We start from the raw sequence: 17,414 nt of genomic DNA, 5'->3' as shown, positions 1-17,414 counted from the left end.
GGGTGACGCCTCTGCCGCAGTCGATCCTGTTTTGTTGTGACCACAACTCGGTTCGATCCCCGATGGCCGAGGGCATCATGAAGAAATTCTACGGCACCGGCACCTATGTGCAGTCTGCCGGAGTCCACAACGATCTGGATATTGACGGCTTCTGTATTTCCGTCTGTCACGAAATCGGGGTCGAGCTATCCCGCCACCGCACCCGATCCTTCGACGAGATGGAAGAGTGGGGTGATGACCTCAGTTCGTTCGACCTGATTGTCGCCTTGTCCCCCGCCAGCCAACGCAAGGCGTTGGAACTGACCCGGATTTTTCACCTCGATGTCGATTATTGGCCAATAATGGACCCTACTGGAATGGGTGAGACACGGGAAACAAAGCTACACCACTACCGACAGACCCGCGATCAGATCATCAAGCATCTGAAAGACCGCTGGGGCGAACCAACGGAGTGAACCATGAACCAGACCGTTCAAACCTATTTCGAGGCATTCAACGCCGGTGATGTTGATGGCATGTTGGCCTGTTTGTCCGACGACGTGGCCCATCACGTAAACGAGGGCCAAATCCGTGTGGGCAAGGAAAAGTTTGCTGCCTTCTGCGCCCATATGAATCGCTGCTACAAAGAGAACCTGACAGATATCGTCGTGTTCGATGCCCAGGGTGGCACCCGCGCTGCGGCCGAATTCATCGTGAACGGCACCTATCTGGAGACCGACGAGGGCCTGCCCGAAGCACACGGCCAGACCTATCGCCTGCCTGCCGGATCATTCTTTGATCTGAAAGACGGCAAAATCACCCGCGTCACCACTTTTTACAACCTTGCGGACTGGACCAAACAGGTCTCGAATGGCTGAGGTCAGCGCAGTCCGCCCCCTGACCGGAGCGGCGCTTGAGGCTGCTCTGGACGATGTCGCCCGTCTGCGGATCAAGGTCTTTCACGACTGGCCTTATCTCTATGATGGCGACCTCGAATACGAGCGTAAATACCTGCAGTCCTACCGGGACAGCGATCAGGCCATCGTGGTGGGTGCTTTCGACGGCGACCGCCTGATCGGCGCGTCAACCGGCGCCCCCCTGAAGGATCACGCCGAAGATTTCGCCGCAGCGTTTGAAGGCACAGGCCTTGAGTTGGGCGACATCTTCTATTGCGCAGAGTCGGTACTGTTATCGGAGTATCGTGGGCAAGGTGTCGGCCACAAATTCTTTGACGAACGTGAAGCCCATGCTCGCCGTCTTGGGTTCTCCAAAGCTGCATTCTGCGGAGTGCAACGCCCGGACGACCACCCGATGAGACCTGCACAATACCGCCCGCTCGACACCTTCTGGCGCGCGCGCGGTTACACGCCTCTACCCGGCGTCATGGCACAGTTTTCCTGGAAAGACATCGGAGAAGACGGCGAGACGCTCAAACCGCTACAGTTCTGGATCAGGGATCTGTAGTCACCATCTACGGTGCGCGCCTGCGGCTTAAGAAACCGTACTTCACGGCCCAAGCCCGAAGCGACAGGCGTTTACGCTTGTCTTGTTTCACTGCTTTCTTGGATTGCTGACCGCCTTTGCGGTTGAACTCATAGACGTCAATGACACGCTCGGCGCATCCGCAGGCTTCGCCCATCCCAACCTTGGCGAAATAGAACTTCTCGAATTCTTCCTGTTTTTGCATCACCAGCCTCCTTCGTACATTCAAGCACGTCAGACCGCAGATGCCAATTCACGTTCCCGTCTGTGCAAGACATAGAGTAGGTCCCGGGCAGAGCATGCCCGGGCATTTGTTTTCAGTGCCCTAAGATCGGGTCAAACTCACTTTCAGGGTCGAGGACCGGATCCAGAACAAGCACCAACCGCGTCTCGCCCGTGCCTTCAATCGGAGGCGAGCGGTGCAGAAAACCGGAGTCTGGTTGTGCGGGCCAGAGCGTGCCACATAACAGAATTGGTGCGCCGGTTGGGGTCGTGAAAACGCGCGATGGGTCTGCGCCACCTGTCGAGACCCCATATTGCGTTCCCGTTCCCTTATAGGTGCATACGAGGCGCGCGGTCACGGCATCGACGTGGAACCTGCGGCATGCTTTGGTCGTTATCACGTCCAACCGCAGCCGCAGCCATTTCGCGTTCATCAGACCGGCAAAGATATCAGACAGCGCTGCAATGTCGTCCACCAGCCGGTCGCGCTCTGCACCCGGTGGGGTGCCGCGCGCGTCGCATACTTCAGAAACAGCCTCGCGCACCAACTCGGGGCGCAGGATCACGCGGGTCTTGGGCAGTTGTTCGGGCGCGATCCCGTTTAGCCAGGATTGAAAACCCTGCAGCGGTTGCCGGTTCCAAATTGCCGCAGCACATCCGGGTTGATGAATGGCTGAAAGGTCGTTGGGCGTGGTGCAAATCTCGACCCCTATGGCGGCGTCTTGGATGATGTTTTGAACAATACTCATGCTGCAGCCTCTGCCCGTCGCCAGATCGGGAAGGGGTCTGCCAGATTGGGTAGATCCTCCAGACGAGTTGCTGCGACAGCGGGCAGCAGCGCAGCATCCAACCGGGCTTTCAATCTGGGCCAATCAATACCGCTGCCGATGAACACTATCTCTTGCCGCCGATCGCCCCACGGCTCTTGCCAATGGGCCTGCATGTAAGCTCGTGCGCTTTCGTGATCTGGGCGGCGGTCTTCGGGCACGGTGGCCCACCAAGTGCCCAGCGGCTGTACCGAGGACAGGGCACCCGCCAGCGAAAACTCGGCCACCCAATCCGGGCGCGTGGCGATCCAGAAATGGCCTTTGGCCCGGATCACACCGGGCAGATCGCCGTTCAGGATTTCAAGGATCTTTTCAGGGATAAAGGGCTGCCGCGCACGGTAGACATAGCTGGTGACGCCATATTCCTCGGTCTCTGGCACGTGATCCGCAAAACCATAAAGTTCTTTGGCCCACATCGGGTGCTCATGCGCCTTTTCGAAGTCGAACAGCCCGGTATCCAGAATTTCATCTGCGGCCACGTCCGAGTGGTTGGTCTCGATGATCCGGGCGTCCGCGTTCAAGCTTCGGATGATCTTGCGCGCAGCATCCACGCGATCTGGTCCGGCGTCAGAAACTTTGTTCAGAATGACCACATCTGCAAATTCGATCTGATCGGTCAGCAAATGTACCAACGTGCGCTCATCTTCTTCGCCCATCGTCTCGCCACGGTCGCGTAGGAAATCATGGCTGGAGAAATCCTTGAGCAGGTTCACCGCATCTACAACCGTCACCATCGTGTCCAGGCGTGAAACGTCCGAGAGGCTTTCGCCAAGCTCATCGCGGAAGTCAAAAGTGGCCGCTACGGGTAGAGGCTCGGAAATGCCGGTGGATTCGATCAACAGGTAATCAAACCTCCCTTCAGATGCCAGTCTGCGTACCTCGTCCAGCAGGTCGTCGCGCAGCGTACAGCAGATGCAGCCGTTCGACATTTCGACCAGTGTCTCGTCTGTGCAGGAAAGCTCGGTATCGGCGCGTATGAGATCAGCGTCGATATTCACTTCGGACATGTCGTTGACAATCACGGCCACCCGGCGGCCGTCGCGATTGTTGAGTACGCGGTTCAAGAGGGTTGTTTTGCCCGCGCCCAGAAAGCCGGACAGTACTGTGACCGGAAGTCGGGTGTCACTCATGGAATGTGCTCCTGTGTATATGGCTCGTTTCGGGGTACAGGCGGTTGCCTATCCTCTCCCGCTATAAATTGCCGATCATGTAATGTTATTACATTGTTGATGGCAAGCTGGTTTTTGGCGGGTTATCGTTTGATCGTTGGGTCAGCGTCTCGTAAAACCTCCACAGCGCTTGGGTGCGGGTCAGAAGGACGGTGCGGAAACAAATGCCCTGTACATACCGCGCCGTCCTCTTCTAGTGTCGCGCCGACTGAGTTCCTTTGGATACGGAATCATGAAAGTCGCCACCGCTGCTTACGATCTCAGCTGGCTCGACAGTTGGGCACAGTACGAAGACAAGTTGGACCGATGGGTTGCCGAGGCCGCAGGTCAGGGGGCCGAGCTGTTGGTCTTTCCTGAATACGGGGCTATGGAGCTTTCGACCCTCGACGGGGTCGCCGTGGCAGGCGATCTGGAACGTTCGATCCATGCCGTGTCTGACCGGATGGGGGATGTGCAAACCCTGCACAGCCGCCTTGCGAAGACATACAACACATATATTCTGAGCGCTTCCGCCCCGGTTGTGGATGGCCACGGTCGTCCAGTGAACCGCGCCGCGTTCTATTCGCCGGACGGCGCTTGCGACCATCAGGACAAGCAGATCATGACCCGGTTCGAGCGTGAAGATTGGGACATTGCCCCCGGTGGTCCGCTGAAGCTGTTCAACACCGCGCTGGGCAAGATCGGGGTGCTCATCTGCTATGACAGCGAATTCCCTTTGCTGGGCCGCGCGCTGAGCGAGGCGGATCTGATATTGGTCCCGTCTTGCACCGAAGCTCTTTCGGGTTATTGGCGGGTTCGTATCGGAGCGATGTCAAGATCCTTGGAAAACCAATGTGTTACAGTTATGGCGTCGCTGGTAGGTGACAATGATTGGTCCGAGGCCGTGGACAAAAACACTGGTACGGGCGGAATATTCGGCCCGCCTGACAAGGGCTTTCCAGCCACTGGTGTGCTGGCCGAGGGCACGCTTAATCAGCCCGGCTGGACCTATGCCGAGATCGATCTGTCAGCCATTGCCGAAGTCCGTGCGGATGGTCATGTGTTGAACCGAACGCATTGGGAAGAACAAGCCCTCCGAGTCGAATCGGTCACAATATCCGACCTTTAGGTGATTCCGCCCTTGAAATAAGGGCAAAATAGGCTCATTTAAGCGCTCATCCCCGCAGATTCTGCGGGTTCAACGTAATGATGGAGACAACATGGCCAAGGAAGATACGCTCGAATTTCCCGGTGTCGTGAAGGAACTCCTGCCTAATGCGACGTTTCGGGTCGAGCTGGAAAACGGCCATGAGATCATCGCACATACGGCAGGCAAGATGCGCAAGAACCGCATCCGTGTTCTGGCCGGCGACAAAGTTCAGGTCGAAATGACCCCGTATGATCTGACCAAGGGTCGGATCAACTACCGCTTCAAGTAACGCCTGCCGCAATGGCGTTTATCCTAGGATCGGGCAGCCCGAGACGGCTGGACCTGTTGGCCCAGCTTGGTGTGCAGCCCGATGCCATCCGCCCCCCTGACATCGACGAAACGCCTCGGAAAGCTGAGCTTCCGGTTCCTTATTGCAGTCGGATAACGCGCGAGAAAGTGCTGGCGGTGCAGGCGGATAGCGGTGACATCACGCTTTGCGCAGATACCACGGTCGCATTGGGGCGGCGCATTCTGGGAAAGCCCGAAGATGCGGGCCAGGCCGCCGAATTTCTGCACGCATTGTCCGGTCGCCGTCACCGGGTCATAACCTCGGTAGCTGTACGGTCTGGGGATCGAATACTACAGCGTGACGTGGTCTCGCAGGTGAGGGTCAAACGCCTGTCCGATGTCGAAATCAATGCTTATCTGGCGACAGGGGACTGGCAGGGCAAAGCTGGAGCTTACGCCATTCAAGGCCCCGCAGGTGCGTTCGTACCCTGGATTTCGGGATCGTTCACCGGCATTGTCGGACTGCCCCTGTCCGAAACCGCCGCCCTGTTGCAGGGTATCGGCTATCCACTTTATCGCGAGGCACCATGAAGGGCCGCACTATCGTTCTGGACCACATCGAGGATCGCGAAGCCGCGGCCCTTATGGTTGACGGAAAGCTTGATGACTTCCTGATTGCAGCTGACGCGCCCACGCCCGGCACGATCTACCGCGCCCGCGCAGACCGCCCAGTCAAAGGGCAGGGCGGTATGTTTCTGACAACGCCAGATGGGCCCGCTTTCTTGCGTCAAGTTAAAGGCTTGGCGCCGGGGGCTTTACTTTTGGTACAGGTGAGTGGCTATGCCGAACAAGGAAAAGCGATCCCTGTCAGCAACCGGATCCTATTCAAAAGCCGTTATGCCATTGTCACGCCCGAAGCGCCGGGTCTGAATATTTCGCGCAGCATCAGGGATGACGATACCCGCGACCAGTTGTTGGAAATTGCACACGAACAGATGGGCGACAGCCCTTATGGTCTGATCCTTCGTTCCTGCTGTGCAGGTGCGGATGCCGATGACATTGCCGAGGATATTTCAGCCATGTTGGCCCAGGCGGATCAGGTGATGAATGACGATGGCACAGAGACAGAGGTGCTGAGCGAAGGGGATGGCCCTCATTTCCTCGCCTGGCGCGACTGGACCGACCCGGCTGAGGTTGTCACGCAGGCCGGGGGATTCGAAAGTCACGGTGTTTTGGATGCGCTCGATATGGCGCGCGGAACGTCCGAGCCTTTGCCGGGCGGTGGGCATCTTTATGTCGAACCCACGCGTGCCTTGGTTGCAGTGGATGTGAATACCGGTTCAGATACGTCTCTCGCTGCGGGCACCAAAGCCAATTTTGCTTGCGCCAAGTTGTTGCCGCGGGCTCTGCGTGTGCGTGGGTTGGCGGGGCAGATCACCTTGGACCTGGCACCGATGCCTAAGAAGGACCGACGCGGTTTTGAATCCGCTCTACGTGCTGCTTTCAAATCGGACCCGGACGAGACCATCCTGGCAGGCTGGACCCCGCTGGGGCATTTCGAATTGCAACGCAAACGCAGCCGCTTGCCGCTGGCGGAGATCCTGAAATGAGCTGTCCGATCTGCGGTGAAGACACGGTGCAAAAGTTCCGCCCTTTCTGCTCAAAACGCTGCGCGGACATTGATCTGGCCAAGTGGCTGAACGGCTCATATGCTGTCCCATCGCAACGCGAAGAGGACCTTGAAGCCGAGGCTGAAGCCCAAGACCTTATGCCAAAACGACCGCATTGAAAAAATGTAAAAAAGCCTCTGGACACTGCCGGTAGCAAGTCATAGAACGCCCCCACCCAACGATGTACATCGTTCCCGTGCCCGGGTAGCTCAGGGGTAGAGCAGTGGATTGAAAATCCTCGTGTCGGTGGTTCGATTCCGCCCCCGGGCACCACGTGCTTGTAGAATATGGTTGATTTTTATACAAAATCTAGATTTCTAGCGCAGTACATCCACCTAAATATCCACCCACTCGGCTCTGTTGTTTGCAATTCCTCATTCGGTTTCGCAGTCGATTCCTTGCTGCATCATCAAAACGCGGCGTAAATTGAAACTACAGCGAGCCTGAGCCTCCAAAGCCAATCAACCGCTCGTGTTCCAAATCATTTGATGACAGACAAGCTACAAGCGAGTTTCTGGCAAGGATGCCACGCCGGGCGGATGGTAAGCGGAACTGGCCCGCCGAGTTGAAGGCACGGATCGTCGCCGAGACGTTGATCGAAGGCGAGACGGTTACCTGTCCGCCGTCCTGAAAGCCATTGCTAGCGGGCACAAACAAACACGGACATCAACGAGCTACTGCCCTGGAACTACGCTAGACCCCTGTGACCGGCGCACCGCTTACCCTTCATTTTGTCCCACGGTACAACAGAGTTTTTCGGTAGGACTGTGCGAGAAAACTGGTGTTCTAACACGCAATAATGGAGCAAATCATGAACGCCAAAACGAAAAACCCCGCTGGTCTGCCCTCGAAGAAACATGGCATGAAGTCCGGAAAGAACCGCGACAACAAACCTCCCAAGTCCGGGAAAGCCCCGCGGGTGCCGATGACAACAGATGCTGTCCGGCGCATCGAACAAAGCCTGACGCTCGACAGTGGATTTGTAGACCGTGCCCGAAAAGCGGTTACTCAGGGCCGCTCGAAGCAACCGGCACGTCAGCCCTGATGCTATGACTTGAGCACAGCCTTGCTGAATTGGGATCAGAAGCCAAATTCAGCAAGGCGCTTCCTATGGTTGTCCAATGCGCTATCGTAGATCAGCGGCCAATCCTGCCAAACGTCGTGCAAGTCTTGAAGCAGTGCCGGATTGTCGAGCTTGCGACTTGCGTACTCCCATACACGCTCAATGTAACTCATGAACCCAGCGATGTGTCCGTAGATTCGCAGCCGAAAAAGCTCATTTTCCCACTTCGTATCCCCGTCGTCCGACAAAGCACTCTGAAATGTCTCGTCGGTAGGCGAATCCTCTGCAGCTTCGATAGTTTGGCAAATGTCCTCAACAATCTTGAATGTAAGCGGTTTTTGGCCCGCAAGAACTCCGTTCAACTTTCGAACAATGCTTTCACTCCCATTGGCGCCGTCCGGGTGTTTTGCCAAAAGGGTGTGGATCTGGCGGGCAACGCTGGTTGGACCCCGACTGCCCGTTCGTTTAGCACCGTGGTGGACTCGCTCAAATTCAGCGAGGGCAGCAACCCAGGCTGGCCCACTTGACCATCGCTGCCCACCATTTTCAGTCTGCTGAGGAGTCGGGTTCAGAATTGGGTTGCCCTCCTCGCCGGGCGCGGCCGCTGCCGCCGAAACGAGAGCCAGTTGCCACAGCATACCGGTCAGACACCCCAATTGTCCCAATCGTTCCGCGTCGAGGCTTGTTTCGCATTCCACATACCTGTGCAGAGCTGTTCCTTCAGGCAATCCTTCCAGGCAAGTCTTTATCAGATCCTTTTTGGGTATCTTGCCTTGTTCCAAAGCGATGCCGTTTCGCTCCGGTTCAGAAAAAGCTTCGATTAACGTGGCTAATAAAGCTTGCGACGTGTTCGAACCTAGAACCGATTTACCAGAACCGCTCACTGCCATACCCAAAAGAAGTGAAGTTGGACCGCCGCACCATTTTGCGAACTCGTCGAAGGACAAAGCGTACTTCTCTTGGAAAGCATTGATAGAGTCATCAAGGTCAGCGAAATTGAATCTTTTTGCTTCTTTTCGACCGGACCGATCGGCCCAATGATCAAGGAGCTGCGTAAAAAAAGCCCGCATCTTCTTACTACCAAGGGAGACTGCCTCGGTATCGGGAATACGATCTTTCATTTTGCGGAGGCGGTCGGCTTCGCGAGCTTGCGTTTCTGTAAGATTTCTGTTGCGAGCAAGAAAAGGAACATGCTTCGGTTGAAAATTAGGCTGCGCCGCACCGAGGTCGGCGCAGTACGCATTCATCAAGGGGCCTTTGAAAGGATAGCTGATCATCGTAGTAGTCGGTTTTGGGTCTTGTCTTGATTGGAGCTGTTTGGAGGTAAGAGCTACCGATTTTTTGCAGCTACGCAACACGCACGCGGTGTTCCCGTATGTCTGACGACGGACAGTGCCGTTAAAAAATGATCAGTAAAATTTGGCGCAGGGACCAACTCTAGCACTCTATGAGACAAATTGCTCCATGGGGTAAAAAGCCGTGCTTAGCGACTTCCATGACTGTCCGCTTGCGAGTAGGTTGCCGCCAACCAAGAGATGAATGGATGAAGAAAAATACAACTGCTGGCATCAAAGTCGTATTGGGATTGATTTTAGCCGTTCCGGAGATGGCCCAAGCTTATACGTCTTCTGATGATGTTCAATACACAGCCTCGGTAAACGAACACGGCGCTATTCTAAATGGTGAAAACGGTGACTTAATATATCTGGGAAAAAGCTGTGACGCGGTTGATCCAAAAGTTGGTAAGGGATCCTGGAGCTGGGCAAACGGCGGGTTTTGCGTGAATCTCCCGACGAAAGAAGTTTGCTTTGCACGCCAGGATGTTCCGGTTGAACTTGAAAATGCGAATGACTGCCTGATGTAGCTGGCAGCTATAGAATAACGAACTTGATTTAGCGTACGAAAGATCTGCAAAGGACCTCATGAAACGCATTGGATTTATTGCAGCCATGCTGATGGCAGTCCCAAGCTTGGCGCTGGCGCAGCAAGTAAAGCAGGTGCCGACCCCTTCTGGCGTAACTGTCAGTCAAGTGAAGTGTCGCTCAAATGCTGCAAAGTGTATGAAATCCGCTGGAAAGCACTGCTCAGGGAGCTACCAGGTAATTGACAGCGACAGCCATGCAGGCGGTCTGGCCGCAGATTTGATGCCGGGTCCTTTCACTTGGTACTCGCTCATATTTCTTTGCGGGAAATCGGATGGCACAATGCCCACATTTGCCTTTCGTGGACCTGAAGTTGTGAACCCAGTGCTCCTCATTCCAAACACAGTCCGGGTTCAGTGCAGATCATACGGGGCGACGACCAACTGTTACTCGTACTAATGGCGAAGTTGCAATCTCGTTCCACTCATCACCTTGTTAACATTAAATAACCTCCGCTTTAACTTCCTGAAAAACAGGCCTGAAATGATAAAATTCACAAATGTCGTATGCGCACTCATCTTCTTGTCAGTCCCTAACTTAGTTTTGGCGAACGGCAATTGGGGGCGAGAAGTTCACGTTGACCAAATGTCAGATGAAGAAACTGTTTGGTATTGGGTAGAAAACCTCCAACCGTTTTCTTGCAGTGGCGGTTCTTCCAAAGCACGACTTTATCTCACGTGTACAATCAATGGCGCTGCCGCTTTGCTGGGAACCACAAACTGTATCTTTGATGAGGAAGTTTTTTCTTTTCGGGTAGATGATCAACAGAAAGAAATGGTTTGGGCGACCCCACAGGGATCGGGTCAATCTGTTCATCTAGGTAGTGTAGTAAACAAATCGAATGCTGATCATTTGGTGAAAGTTGTGGCCACCGGTCGCAAACTACTACTGCAAATCGATCCAGTTTCTAGTTCCTTGGCTACTGTGGAGTTCAAAATTGATGGGTTGAAAGACTCTGTCGGATCGGATTTTTTCGACTGCCTCCCTTGAGTTTCTCGGGGTCAACAGAAAACCATGGCTGTACCAGTGTACACCGTAGCAGATAACCGAGCGAGTACCATTAATCTCCAGAAGTATCACAACGCCTCTCTTCAGGCGCCCTCTGGTTCAAGATTGGCTTTAACTCTTCGCTTCCCCTTCGGGCCTGTGCTGAGGCCGCCATGCAACCTGCAACGCCGCTTTCCTGGTACTACCCGGGCCTGACATTTGCCTCCCGCTCGGGTTTTTGCGCCGCACGTTGGACGCTCTGACTTAGGCAGTGGTTCTCCACTATCGTTCAAGCCCAGTTCAGCCACCCGCTTGCAGTTTACGCCTTGGCACTGTGAGCAATCCCTCTGGTAGTTTCTGTGTTTGTGCGCTTCCGCAGGGCAAGGCCGCCAACGTGACAGAAGCGCGCGCAAGTCTATGGGGTCACCTTGAAAGCGCGCTCGGAATTTCTTCTCAAAATTGGTCGGTCGCCCCATCAGAAAACACCAACATTTGTTAACATAGTTGGCAAACCCCATGATGGGCGCGAGGCGAAGGGGGTGCCGCCGGTCCCCTTGCTTTCCATAGAGGCTAGTTTTGACATTGCGCTCATGCTGCACCTTCCCATTTGTGTCTGGGTATTATCTTGGGCTGCGGCTTGGGCAAGGCGCGCGGCTCTGAGGGCTCATGCGCAGCGGCCTCCGCGGCGGCATGGCGGGCCTCGAACTCGGCAACTTTCGCCAACGCAATAGGTTCGTTGTAGGTTTCTTTGAGACTAAAGATAAACGCCGCGCGATAGTGGCGAATTTGGGCTTCACTGACTTTCCCACTTGCCACCAATTCGACAGCAAGACGCCCATAGAGATAGCCATCAGACACCGGCTCACCAGCATGCATACGCTTTGCGTTCACATCCAGAATGTCAAACTCGTCGCCCTCGGCAATGCGCCGGGAGGACGGGCCGGTGATTGCCATTGCCGCCGCCTTAATTTCTCCGGCGGTGGGCCATGCGCGGGTCTTGGCGTCCTCGTCAAGCCGATCTTCGAAGTTCGGCCACCAATCCTCGTAACCGTCTTTCGGGGCAAAACGCATGAAGCAACGAACCAGTGAGGCCATCTCGTTGGCCTGAGCTTGAGCCCCGAGGCTGCGAGGCGGGGCCTTGCGGTCGAGATAGCCGGTGATCTTGTCGGTCAAGAAGGTTTCCCGCCGCTTGCGGTCGAACATGGTCATCGTCTTGCATTTACCTCCTTCGCCATCGCCATGAGTTCAGCCGTGGTAGGCTGTGCAGGCTTGCCGAGAATTGCGGTGATGTAGGGGATCGGGTCTCCGGTTTTGGCGTGGTAGGCGTCAATGAAGGCCGCCCGAACCTCGCTAACTGAACTCCTCTTCAGCCACTTGCCAATGACACTGCGGGCCTGGCGGTCATCGACACCTTGCGAAACCAGCCAATCCTTGCACTTCGACCAAACGACATCTGTCGCATCGACGGCGTTGCCGTCCATTCCGTCAGGAATGGTAATATTTGGGTTGTTGGGTAGTTGGGTAGGTTTGTCCGTGGGGGTATCCACGGTTGCAACCTCGGATTTTCCCTCGGTTGATAGTGTTCCTGTATTTCCCAATGGGTTACCCATTTTTTTCCCCGATTTCCGGTCGGATTGAGTCTTGCAATGGCGTTCGACGTAAGCAGCTTCTTTTCGCAACCGGCGGGAAATTAGGACGCCATTGTCGGTTTCAAGGAACTCCCTGATGGCAGGCCCGATGCGTGACCTCCAGAGGCGGAAAGATACCCTGGAGACCGCCGCTAGACGGCGGTCATCATCAGGGAAATCACATGTTTCGCGCACCCACATCGCCATGAGAATAAGCATGTAGGCGCCAACTTCATCGGCTGCGAGGGGTTGAGTATCACGCTGGAATGCGTCTACCCAAAGTGGGCAGGGACGTTTTGTGCGGGCACGTTTGGCGTTGAAATTACTCATCGTGAGTAACCTTCCGCAGCTTTCCAAGTTCCCGTGGGCTCACAGCGTCACAAGTGATGTTAGCTATTTTCGATGTATCGAAGCGACCGACCATAATGGATCCTCCACTGCGCGCGATTAGCATATGTCGCCATCGCGCAGAGCGCGGAGGTGGGAATCGATTTCTTCCTCGATCCACAACAAACGACCACCCAGTTTGACGGGTTTGGGAAGCCGCTCTGCAGCCAGGTCGGCATAAATGGATGAACGAGAACGGTTCCCGAGCTTCTCGCGAAGCTCATTCAGGGTCAGGTACTTTGCGGGTGTCGAAACAATTGCGCTCATAGGGCCAGTCGTCCTTTCTTACTTGGGACGAAAGCCAGAATGATCGCAAACGGCCGCTCGTCCCACCAATGGGTGCCCCCGTGTCGGGGAAGACGAGCTGCACATCTTGCGCAGCAACACTCAAAGAGTAGACAACAAATAGCTACACGGCAAGATGTAGTTGACGCTTTTCGAACAGACACTGCATGTGTGCGTTATTGGTCTGCAAGACTTGAAAGTTGCGCTGCCGGACACATCGCAATTTGCACCGGTCCGACGCTTTCATGATCAGACAAAGGTTCTGATCCGTTCCCGTTCAAGTAAGTCAGGTATGAAGTGTCGGGTTGCTTTGCTTCGTATTGCTTCCAAACCCTTCGTTCCTGAATGATGCTGCAGAAGTACGGTAGCAATCCAACCGAGACATTTTTGAAAGTCGCGAAAGTGTCTAACCAAACTAGACAAGACCATTACTGATGATGTGACTGCCTGATTGTGATCGGGAAGGCAGTGATATCACCTGGTTTGGGTTTCCGACCTACCCCCCTCCCCACCGGAGGCGAGGCCTCGAGCCGTCCCCGAAGGTGGCCGGTGGGGAGGGGGGTAGGGGAGCCTTCGAGAGCTACATCAAAGACCAGCCGAAACCGACTGATCCAACCTTGCGGCGCGGGTTAGCAATTCCCGCAGAGACTGATAAACGCCTTCCCGATCAAAAAGCATTTGAACACTGGACCCCCATTGGATCAAGAGCGAACGGCCTCGGTCGTCAATCGCTTGTAAAGTTTTTCCGCATAATCAGGCTCGATCGAACGCGCGTATGCAATCAGCCCTGCGATGTGCCGTATCATAGATGGGCCGCTTCTGAATCCCCTTGCCTCAAGATGCTTATTGAAACCAATTTCGGGGTTCGTGATCGCATATACATGGGTTTCGACATTGTTTTTGAAACTCCGCGTCAGTCTGGGCCGATCAGTGTCGACGTTTAGTCCCAACAGGACCTTTCGGGTACCTGGGGGTGAAATGATTGTTTTTCGTTTGTTCGTAGTGAGGCCAAATGAACGGATCTCATCAAAAATGGACCACATCAGATCTTTCGTTGCATGTCGACTTGACTCTAATCGGGTGGAGAATGCGAGGTCATCAGCGTAGCGGCTATAATTCCAGCCACTCCTTGACGCTATTTCCGAGAGACTGACATCGAGCCTATAGACCGACAGATTGGCCAGCATCGGGCTGCTCGGGGCTCCTTGCGGAAGTACGCCCAAGCGCGTGCTGGCGTTATCGCCGCGTTCCGCTCCAAACACTCTCGTGCAAAGACGAGCCATCTGAAAGCAAATCGGTCTGGGGTATCCCATAGAGACGAAAGTGTCGAACACTTTCAACTCGTCAATAGACTCAAAGAAGTTCTTTAGGTCGACCTTTAGCAGCCAGCGAGCTTCACAATGCGGTCTCACGGCCTTGGCAAGGCTTGATCCTGGGGCATAGGCCGTGCTTGCTGGGTGAGGAGTGCAGTTGTTCAGGAGCTGAGCAGCGATCCAACTTTGGGTTTTCGAAAGAAGTGGCTCCGGGACGCAAATCGTCCTGCGATTTGACCTCAATCCCTTAGATCCCTGTTTTGAAACCGAGAATACTCGATACGGATCTTTGCCACGTTGGACATAAGACAGCAGAAGTCCGATCGGCACATCCACAGTTGCGGCTAGATGCTCAAGGGAAAACAGTACGGGAAGATCTTGCCCTTGGGCCTTTATCCTCTGTGCTATGTCCAAGGCCGGACCGGCGACATTTGAAACCGCGCCCTCTCGTTGGCAGGCGTCAATAAACTCGCTCGGGTGCCAAGGATTTCTATTCGACGATGAGGTCATCGATAGAGCTCTCCGAGAGCAGCGCGCGTAGGAACAAACTCAGACGAGGGTTCCTTTGGTCTCAATCGCGCCTCGACCTTTGTCGTGTGATCGAGCTGCGCATAAGCGTTCCAAATCTCACGGATTTCCTCTCCCATGGACGGCCCGAGCGATTGTTCAGCAAGCTGTGGTTTGCCCTGGTTTTCGCACTTCGGAGCCTGGTCCATCGACAATTCGAACAGGAACCGAGTTATTGCGGATTGAACACGAATACGGGTCTCAACCGGAAGCTCCAGCAACATGTCTGCAATGTACGATTGAAGGGAAGTGAGCTGCGAGCGCAGTTTATATGCTGTCTCGCTGGGTATCGGACTTACGACAATGTGGTGAGGAAGGGCCCGTGTAGCCGACGAAGTCTGGGTTGGCGGGCTGGATCTTCCATCTGATATGGCCGCTTCAAGGGTACCTAAAAGAAAATTGAGATCTATAACCCTTTGGGCTCGATTGTCTGCCGATGGTTTGCCGGTGCAACCACTTATTTTTGTCGACTTCGCGATCACGTTTCGCAGGGCGCCCAATGATGATTGGATACCGTGGTTATGGCCACCAAGAACCACAATTGCATTTGCATATTCCAGTGATTGCCCGGAAAGCCCCGCCGATTCTTCTAACTCTTTTAGACGATGGCGCCACAAAAAAGACGTGCCATACCCGAGTGGGCAGAACGGTACTGCGGATCGAAGCAGCCCATAGGATCTCCAACTTTTGACTGATGGAGACTTCAAAAGGCTGTTCATTAGGCGCGACACTCGTAAATTGGCTGAAGGAAGAAGCTGCTGGTCGAAGTCCGGCTCGAAAAGTTCAGATCCTACTAGAAGGATGCTCCGACATTTCGAAAGTCTCAGTTCGTCGGGCGTTGGCCGAAATGGCCAAGAACGTCGCGTTCGATGCAGGTTTTCAAGCACTTTGATAAATATTTCCGTGACGGAATTTTGCCGTATGCCGGGCCCGTAACTACGAGCAAGGCCACTTGCCCGAAGCGGGGTTTTCCCATTGGAAGTTCGCAAGCGAGAATGCTGAAAGAAATCAGCTGACTCGAAATCATTATCGAAGTAGATGGCGACGGGTTCCGGAAGCGCAGATGCAACAAAAGAAAGTTGCTTGATCAGGTATCGCTCCAGGATCCCTGGGTCTGAAAGATCAATCGCATCCAGTTGAGCGGCCAATGCGTCGAAACGTCGACGGCTGACGCCCAAATGTTTGGCCTGACCTCGGATCCACTCTTTTCCGAGTTCAGTTTCTGAAAGCTTGCTCTGATGGACCATTTCTTACGTCTCCAGCTTGGTTGCGAAGATTGACGAGATGTCTTGCAAAAGCAAACAATTGGCCGACCGGCCTCAGATTTGTCGCCTTAGACGCGAGCATTCAATCGAACACGCGCTGCTGTTGCTCCCCCCACTATAGTAGATAAGCAAGCCGGTAAAATCATCACCACTCAACAGTAATGCGCACCTGATCTATCGCCACGCCCAACTGAGCTGCGACGGCTGCTTTCGCCTGATCAATCGTGAGCGGCTGAACATCCGGGCCTTTTGGCTGTTCGGTAGTATGCTCTCCGCTTCGGTTTATTAGATTGGTCAAATTCACATTGCTTGCAATAGGACTGATGGCTTTGCCGATGCCGCTACCAGGAGCCTGACTGTCGGGCGGAGGCACTTCTTGAAGCGAAAGAAACCAACCTTGCTCTGCCAAATCGTAGCCCTTCGCAGCCTTCGAGGCTTTTAGAATTTCCAAACGGTTAATGACCTCCTTGGTAGGCAGCAGCCAGACAGACCCGGTGTCGATTGTGTAATCTAACTTTCCGTCTTCACCATCTGCCGAAGCGACAAGCACGAAGTCGGCTTGAGGAATAGTTCGCCACTTTTCATTCTCATCCATGCCAATGCCTATCCGGCTTGATACCGTGCACTTGAGAGCCGCAACGCATTCTTGCCCATCGCGCGCGAGTTTGAACAACTTAGCCCGGCCACGCAGTGGGGATACCTTGTAGCCTTCTTTCTCAACAGCCCAAATTGCGAGCGCCTTCAGACGTTCGGTCATCTCTTTTTTAAGTTTGGGGTCACTGGCCATGATGTTGCTCCTTACAGATCGGATTTCCAGCCTTGAGACTAGGCGTCAAGGGTATGCCAAAGCATAAATAGGTAATTAAAGTATTTCATTACTATTTGAAAGCATATAAAGTAATTGAGCATACTGCGCTAAGTACTCGGGCAAATAGCTAAGTAAATGCAGCAGGTTCTTTGCATTAAATGAGAGTAGATATTAACCGCCAAGGAAAACGCAATGGTGCTCGATTTTTATGAAAGCCGCTTCGAACGGGGCAGTGACGAGTACAACATGGCCAAACGTCTGGCCGAAAGGCGTGCGGCTGCCCGCGATGGAGATGAGGTGCTGGAGTAGGGGTCATTTACCGCGCTGACCGCGAGCCGCATAGATGCGCAGAAAGCAGACCGTGGAATTTACGAGAACGGCCTAAAAGAAGTTGTCTTTCACCAAACGAAGAACATGCTGGGG

The 17,414-nt window shown here is 54.4% G+C and carries 23 protein-coding genes and 1 tRNA gene; 12 read left to right on the top strand and 12 right to left on the bottom strand.

Annotated features, from left to right (window positions below; translation table 11 throughout):
* Positions 1–2: 2 nt before the first annotated feature.
* From I9187_RS10165 to I9187_RS10155, 3 genes are read left to right on the top strand one after another with little or no spacing between them, the layout of a single operon-like run.
* Positions 3–455, top strand: a complete 453-nt coding sequence (locus I9187_RS10165; protein WP_171091313.1) for a low molecular weight phosphatase family protein — start codon at positions 3–5, stop codon at positions 453–455.
* Positions 456–458: 3 nt separating this feature from the next.
* The gene (locus tag I9187_RS10160; RefSeq protein WP_171175815.1) at positions 459–857 is read left to right on the top strand and encodes a ketosteroid isomerase-related protein; all 399 of its coding nucleotides are present in this window, start codon (positions 459–461) and stop codon (positions 855–857) included.
* The gene (locus tag I9187_RS10155; protein ID WP_171175813.1) at positions 850–1,443 is read left to right on the top strand and encodes a GNAT family N-acetyltransferase; all 594 of its coding nucleotides are present in this window, start codon (positions 850–852) and stop codon (positions 1,441–1,443) included. The genes I9187_RS10160 and I9187_RS10155 overlap by 8 nt, the downstream gene beginning before the upstream one ends.
* A 7-nt stretch (positions 1,444–1,450) precedes the next feature.
* Here the strand turns inward: I9187_RS10155 and I9187_RS10150 are convergent, their stop codons facing one another.
* From I9187_RS10150 to I9187_RS10140, 3 genes are all read right to left on the bottom strand, one after another.
* Positions 1,451–1,666, bottom strand: a complete 216-nt coding sequence (locus I9187_RS10150; RefSeq protein WP_171091306.1) for a hypothetical protein — start codon at positions 1,664–1,666, stop codon at positions 1,451–1,453.
* A 112-nt stretch (positions 1,667–1,778) separates the two neighbouring features.
* A complete protein-coding gene (locus I9187_RS10145) occupies positions 1,779–2,432 on the bottom strand; it encodes a DUF1826 domain-containing protein (RefSeq protein ID WP_171175811.1) in 654 nt (217 codons plus the stop codon).
* Complete coding sequence (locus tag I9187_RS10140) at positions 2,429–3,640, bottom strand: GTP-binding protein (RefSeq protein ID WP_209509494.1); 1,212 nt, start codon at positions 3,638–3,640, stop codon at positions 2,429–2,431. Before I9187_RS10140 ends, I9187_RS10145 begins: the two co-directional genes overlap by 4 nt.
* 271 nt (positions 3,641–3,911) lie before the next feature.
* Here I9187_RS10140 and I9187_RS10135 point away from each other — a divergent pair, with 271 nt between their 5' ends.
* The 6 genes from I9187_RS10135 (at position 3,912) to I9187_RS10110 (ending at position 7,039) form a co-directional block, all read left to right on the top strand.
* Complete coding sequence (locus tag I9187_RS10135; protein ID WP_171175807.1) at positions 3,912–4,787, top strand: carbon-nitrogen hydrolase family protein; 876 nt, start codon at positions 3,912–3,914, stop codon at positions 4,785–4,787.
* Between the two features lie 91 nt (positions 4,788–4,878).
* The gene (infA, locus tag I9187_RS10130; protein ID WP_005978431.1) at positions 4,879–5,097 is read left to right on the top strand and encodes a translation initiation factor IF-1; all 219 of its coding nucleotides are present in this window, start codon (positions 4,879–4,881) and stop codon (positions 5,095–5,097) included.
* 11 nt (positions 5,098–5,108) lie between these two features.
* Positions 5,109–5,687, top strand: coding sequence for a Maf family protein (locus I9187_RS10125; protein WP_171175806.1), 579 nt, complete (start codon positions 5,109–5,111; stop codon positions 5,685–5,687).
* Complete coding sequence (locus I9187_RS10120) at positions 5,684–6,706, top strand: ribonuclease E/G (RefSeq protein WP_171727351.1); 1,023 nt, start codon at positions 5,684–5,686, stop codon at positions 6,704–6,706. Before I9187_RS10125 ends, I9187_RS10120 begins: the two co-directional genes overlap by 4 nt.
* Positions 6,703–6,885, top strand: a complete 183-nt coding sequence (gene yacG / locus I9187_RS10115) for a DNA gyrase inhibitor YacG (protein ID WP_171175802.1) — start codon at positions 6,703–6,705, stop codon at positions 6,883–6,885. Before I9187_RS10120 ends, yacG begins: the two co-directional genes overlap by 4 nt.
* A 79-nt stretch (positions 6,886–6,964) precedes the next feature.
* A tRNA-Phe gene (locus I9187_RS10110) sits at positions 6,965–7,039 on the top strand.
* A 159-nt stretch (positions 7,040–7,198) separates the two neighbouring features.
* On the opposite strand, the gene I9187_RS10105 is transcribed toward I9187_RS10110, so the two are convergent.
* Entirely contained in the window at positions 7,199–7,417 is a 219-nt protein-coding gene (locus I9187_RS10105; RefSeq protein WP_209940175.1) for a hypothetical protein, read from the bottom strand.
* Between the two features lie 160 nt (positions 7,418–7,577).
* Between I9187_RS10105 and I9187_RS10100 the strand changes: the two genes are divergently transcribed.
* On the top strand, positions 7,578–7,811 hold the full coding sequence (locus tag I9187_RS10100; RefSeq protein ID WP_209940174.1) for a hypothetical protein: 234 nt from the start codon (positions 7,578–7,580) through the stop codon (positions 7,809–7,811).
* A 35-nt stretch (positions 7,812–7,846) separates the two neighbouring features.
* On the opposite strand, the gene I9187_RS10095 is transcribed toward I9187_RS10100, so the two are convergent.
* Positions 7,847–9,106 carry a hypothetical protein gene (locus I9187_RS10095; protein WP_209940173.1) on the bottom strand — a complete coding sequence of 420 codons (1,260 nt, stop codon included), beginning with the start codon at positions 9,104–9,106 and terminating at the stop codon, positions 7,847–7,849.
* Positions 9,107–9,372: 266 nt separating this feature from the next.
* Between I9187_RS10095 and I9187_RS10090 the strand changes: the two genes are divergently transcribed.
* Together I9187_RS10090 and I9187_RS10085 are read left to right on the top strand one after the other, a co-directional pair.
* On the top strand, positions 9,373–9,693 hold the full coding sequence (locus tag I9187_RS10090) for a hypothetical protein (RefSeq protein ID WP_209940172.1): 321 nt from the start codon (positions 9,373–9,375) through the stop codon (positions 9,691–9,693).
* A gap of 541 nt (positions 9,694–10,234) precedes the next feature.
* Complete coding sequence (locus tag I9187_RS10085; RefSeq protein ID WP_209940171.1) at positions 10,235–10,741, top strand: hypothetical protein; 507 nt, start codon at positions 10,235–10,237, stop codon at positions 10,739–10,741.
* Between the two features lie 101 nt (positions 10,742–10,842).
* Here I9187_RS10085 and I9187_RS22105 read toward each other — a convergent pair whose 3' ends face one another.
* From I9187_RS22105 to I9187_RS10055, 7 genes are all read right to left on the bottom strand, one after another.
* Complete coding sequence (locus tag I9187_RS22105; RefSeq protein WP_280923327.1) at positions 10,843–11,214, bottom strand: HGGxSTG domain-containing protein; 372 nt, start codon at positions 11,212–11,214, stop codon at positions 10,843–10,845.
* A gap of 112 nt (positions 11,215–11,326) precedes the next feature.
* Positions 11,327–11,947 carry a hypothetical protein gene (locus tag I9187_RS10080; RefSeq protein ID WP_209940170.1) on the bottom strand — a complete coding sequence of 207 codons (621 nt, stop codon included), beginning with the start codon at positions 11,945–11,947 and terminating at the stop codon, positions 11,327–11,329.
* The gene (locus I9187_RS10075) at positions 11,944–12,696 is read right to left on the bottom strand and encodes a DUF1376 domain-containing protein (protein ID WP_209940169.1); all 753 of its coding nucleotides are present in this window, start codon (positions 12,694–12,696) and stop codon (positions 11,944–11,946) included. Before I9187_RS10075 ends, I9187_RS10080 begins: the two co-directional genes overlap by 4 nt.
* 117 nt (positions 12,697–12,813) lie before the next feature.
* On the bottom strand, positions 12,814–13,020 hold the full coding sequence (locus tag I9187_RS10070; RefSeq protein WP_209940168.1) for an AlpA family phage regulatory protein: 207 nt from the start codon (positions 13,018–13,020) through the stop codon (positions 12,814–12,816).
* Positions 13,021–13,739: 719 nt separating this feature from the next.
* Positions 13,740–14,861, bottom strand: coding sequence for a reverse transcriptase family protein (locus I9187_RS10065; RefSeq protein ID WP_209940167.1), 1,122 nt, complete (start codon positions 14,859–14,861; stop codon positions 13,740–13,742).
* Positions 14,858–16,165: a hypothetical protein gene (locus tag I9187_RS10060; protein WP_209940166.1), complete on the bottom strand. Its 1,308-nt coding sequence runs from the start codon at positions 16,163–16,165 to the stop codon at positions 14,858–14,860. Before I9187_RS10060 ends, I9187_RS10065 begins: the two co-directional genes overlap by 4 nt.
* 163 nt (positions 16,166–16,328) lie before the next feature.
* Positions 16,329–16,970, bottom strand: a complete 642-nt coding sequence (locus I9187_RS10055; protein WP_209940165.1) for a hypothetical protein — start codon at positions 16,968–16,970, stop codon at positions 16,329–16,331.
* Between the last annotated feature and the right edge of the window lie 444 nt (positions 16,971–17,414).

Source organism: Ruegeria sp. HKCCE4148 (assembly GCF_017872495.1).
In the GTDB taxonomy this organism is placed as follows: Bacteria; Pseudomonadota; Alphaproteobacteria; order Rhodobacterales; family Rhodobacteraceae; genus Ruegeria.
The sequence above is the reverse complement of the archived record's forward strand: the minus strand, read 5'-3'. Positions and strand labels throughout refer to the sequence as shown.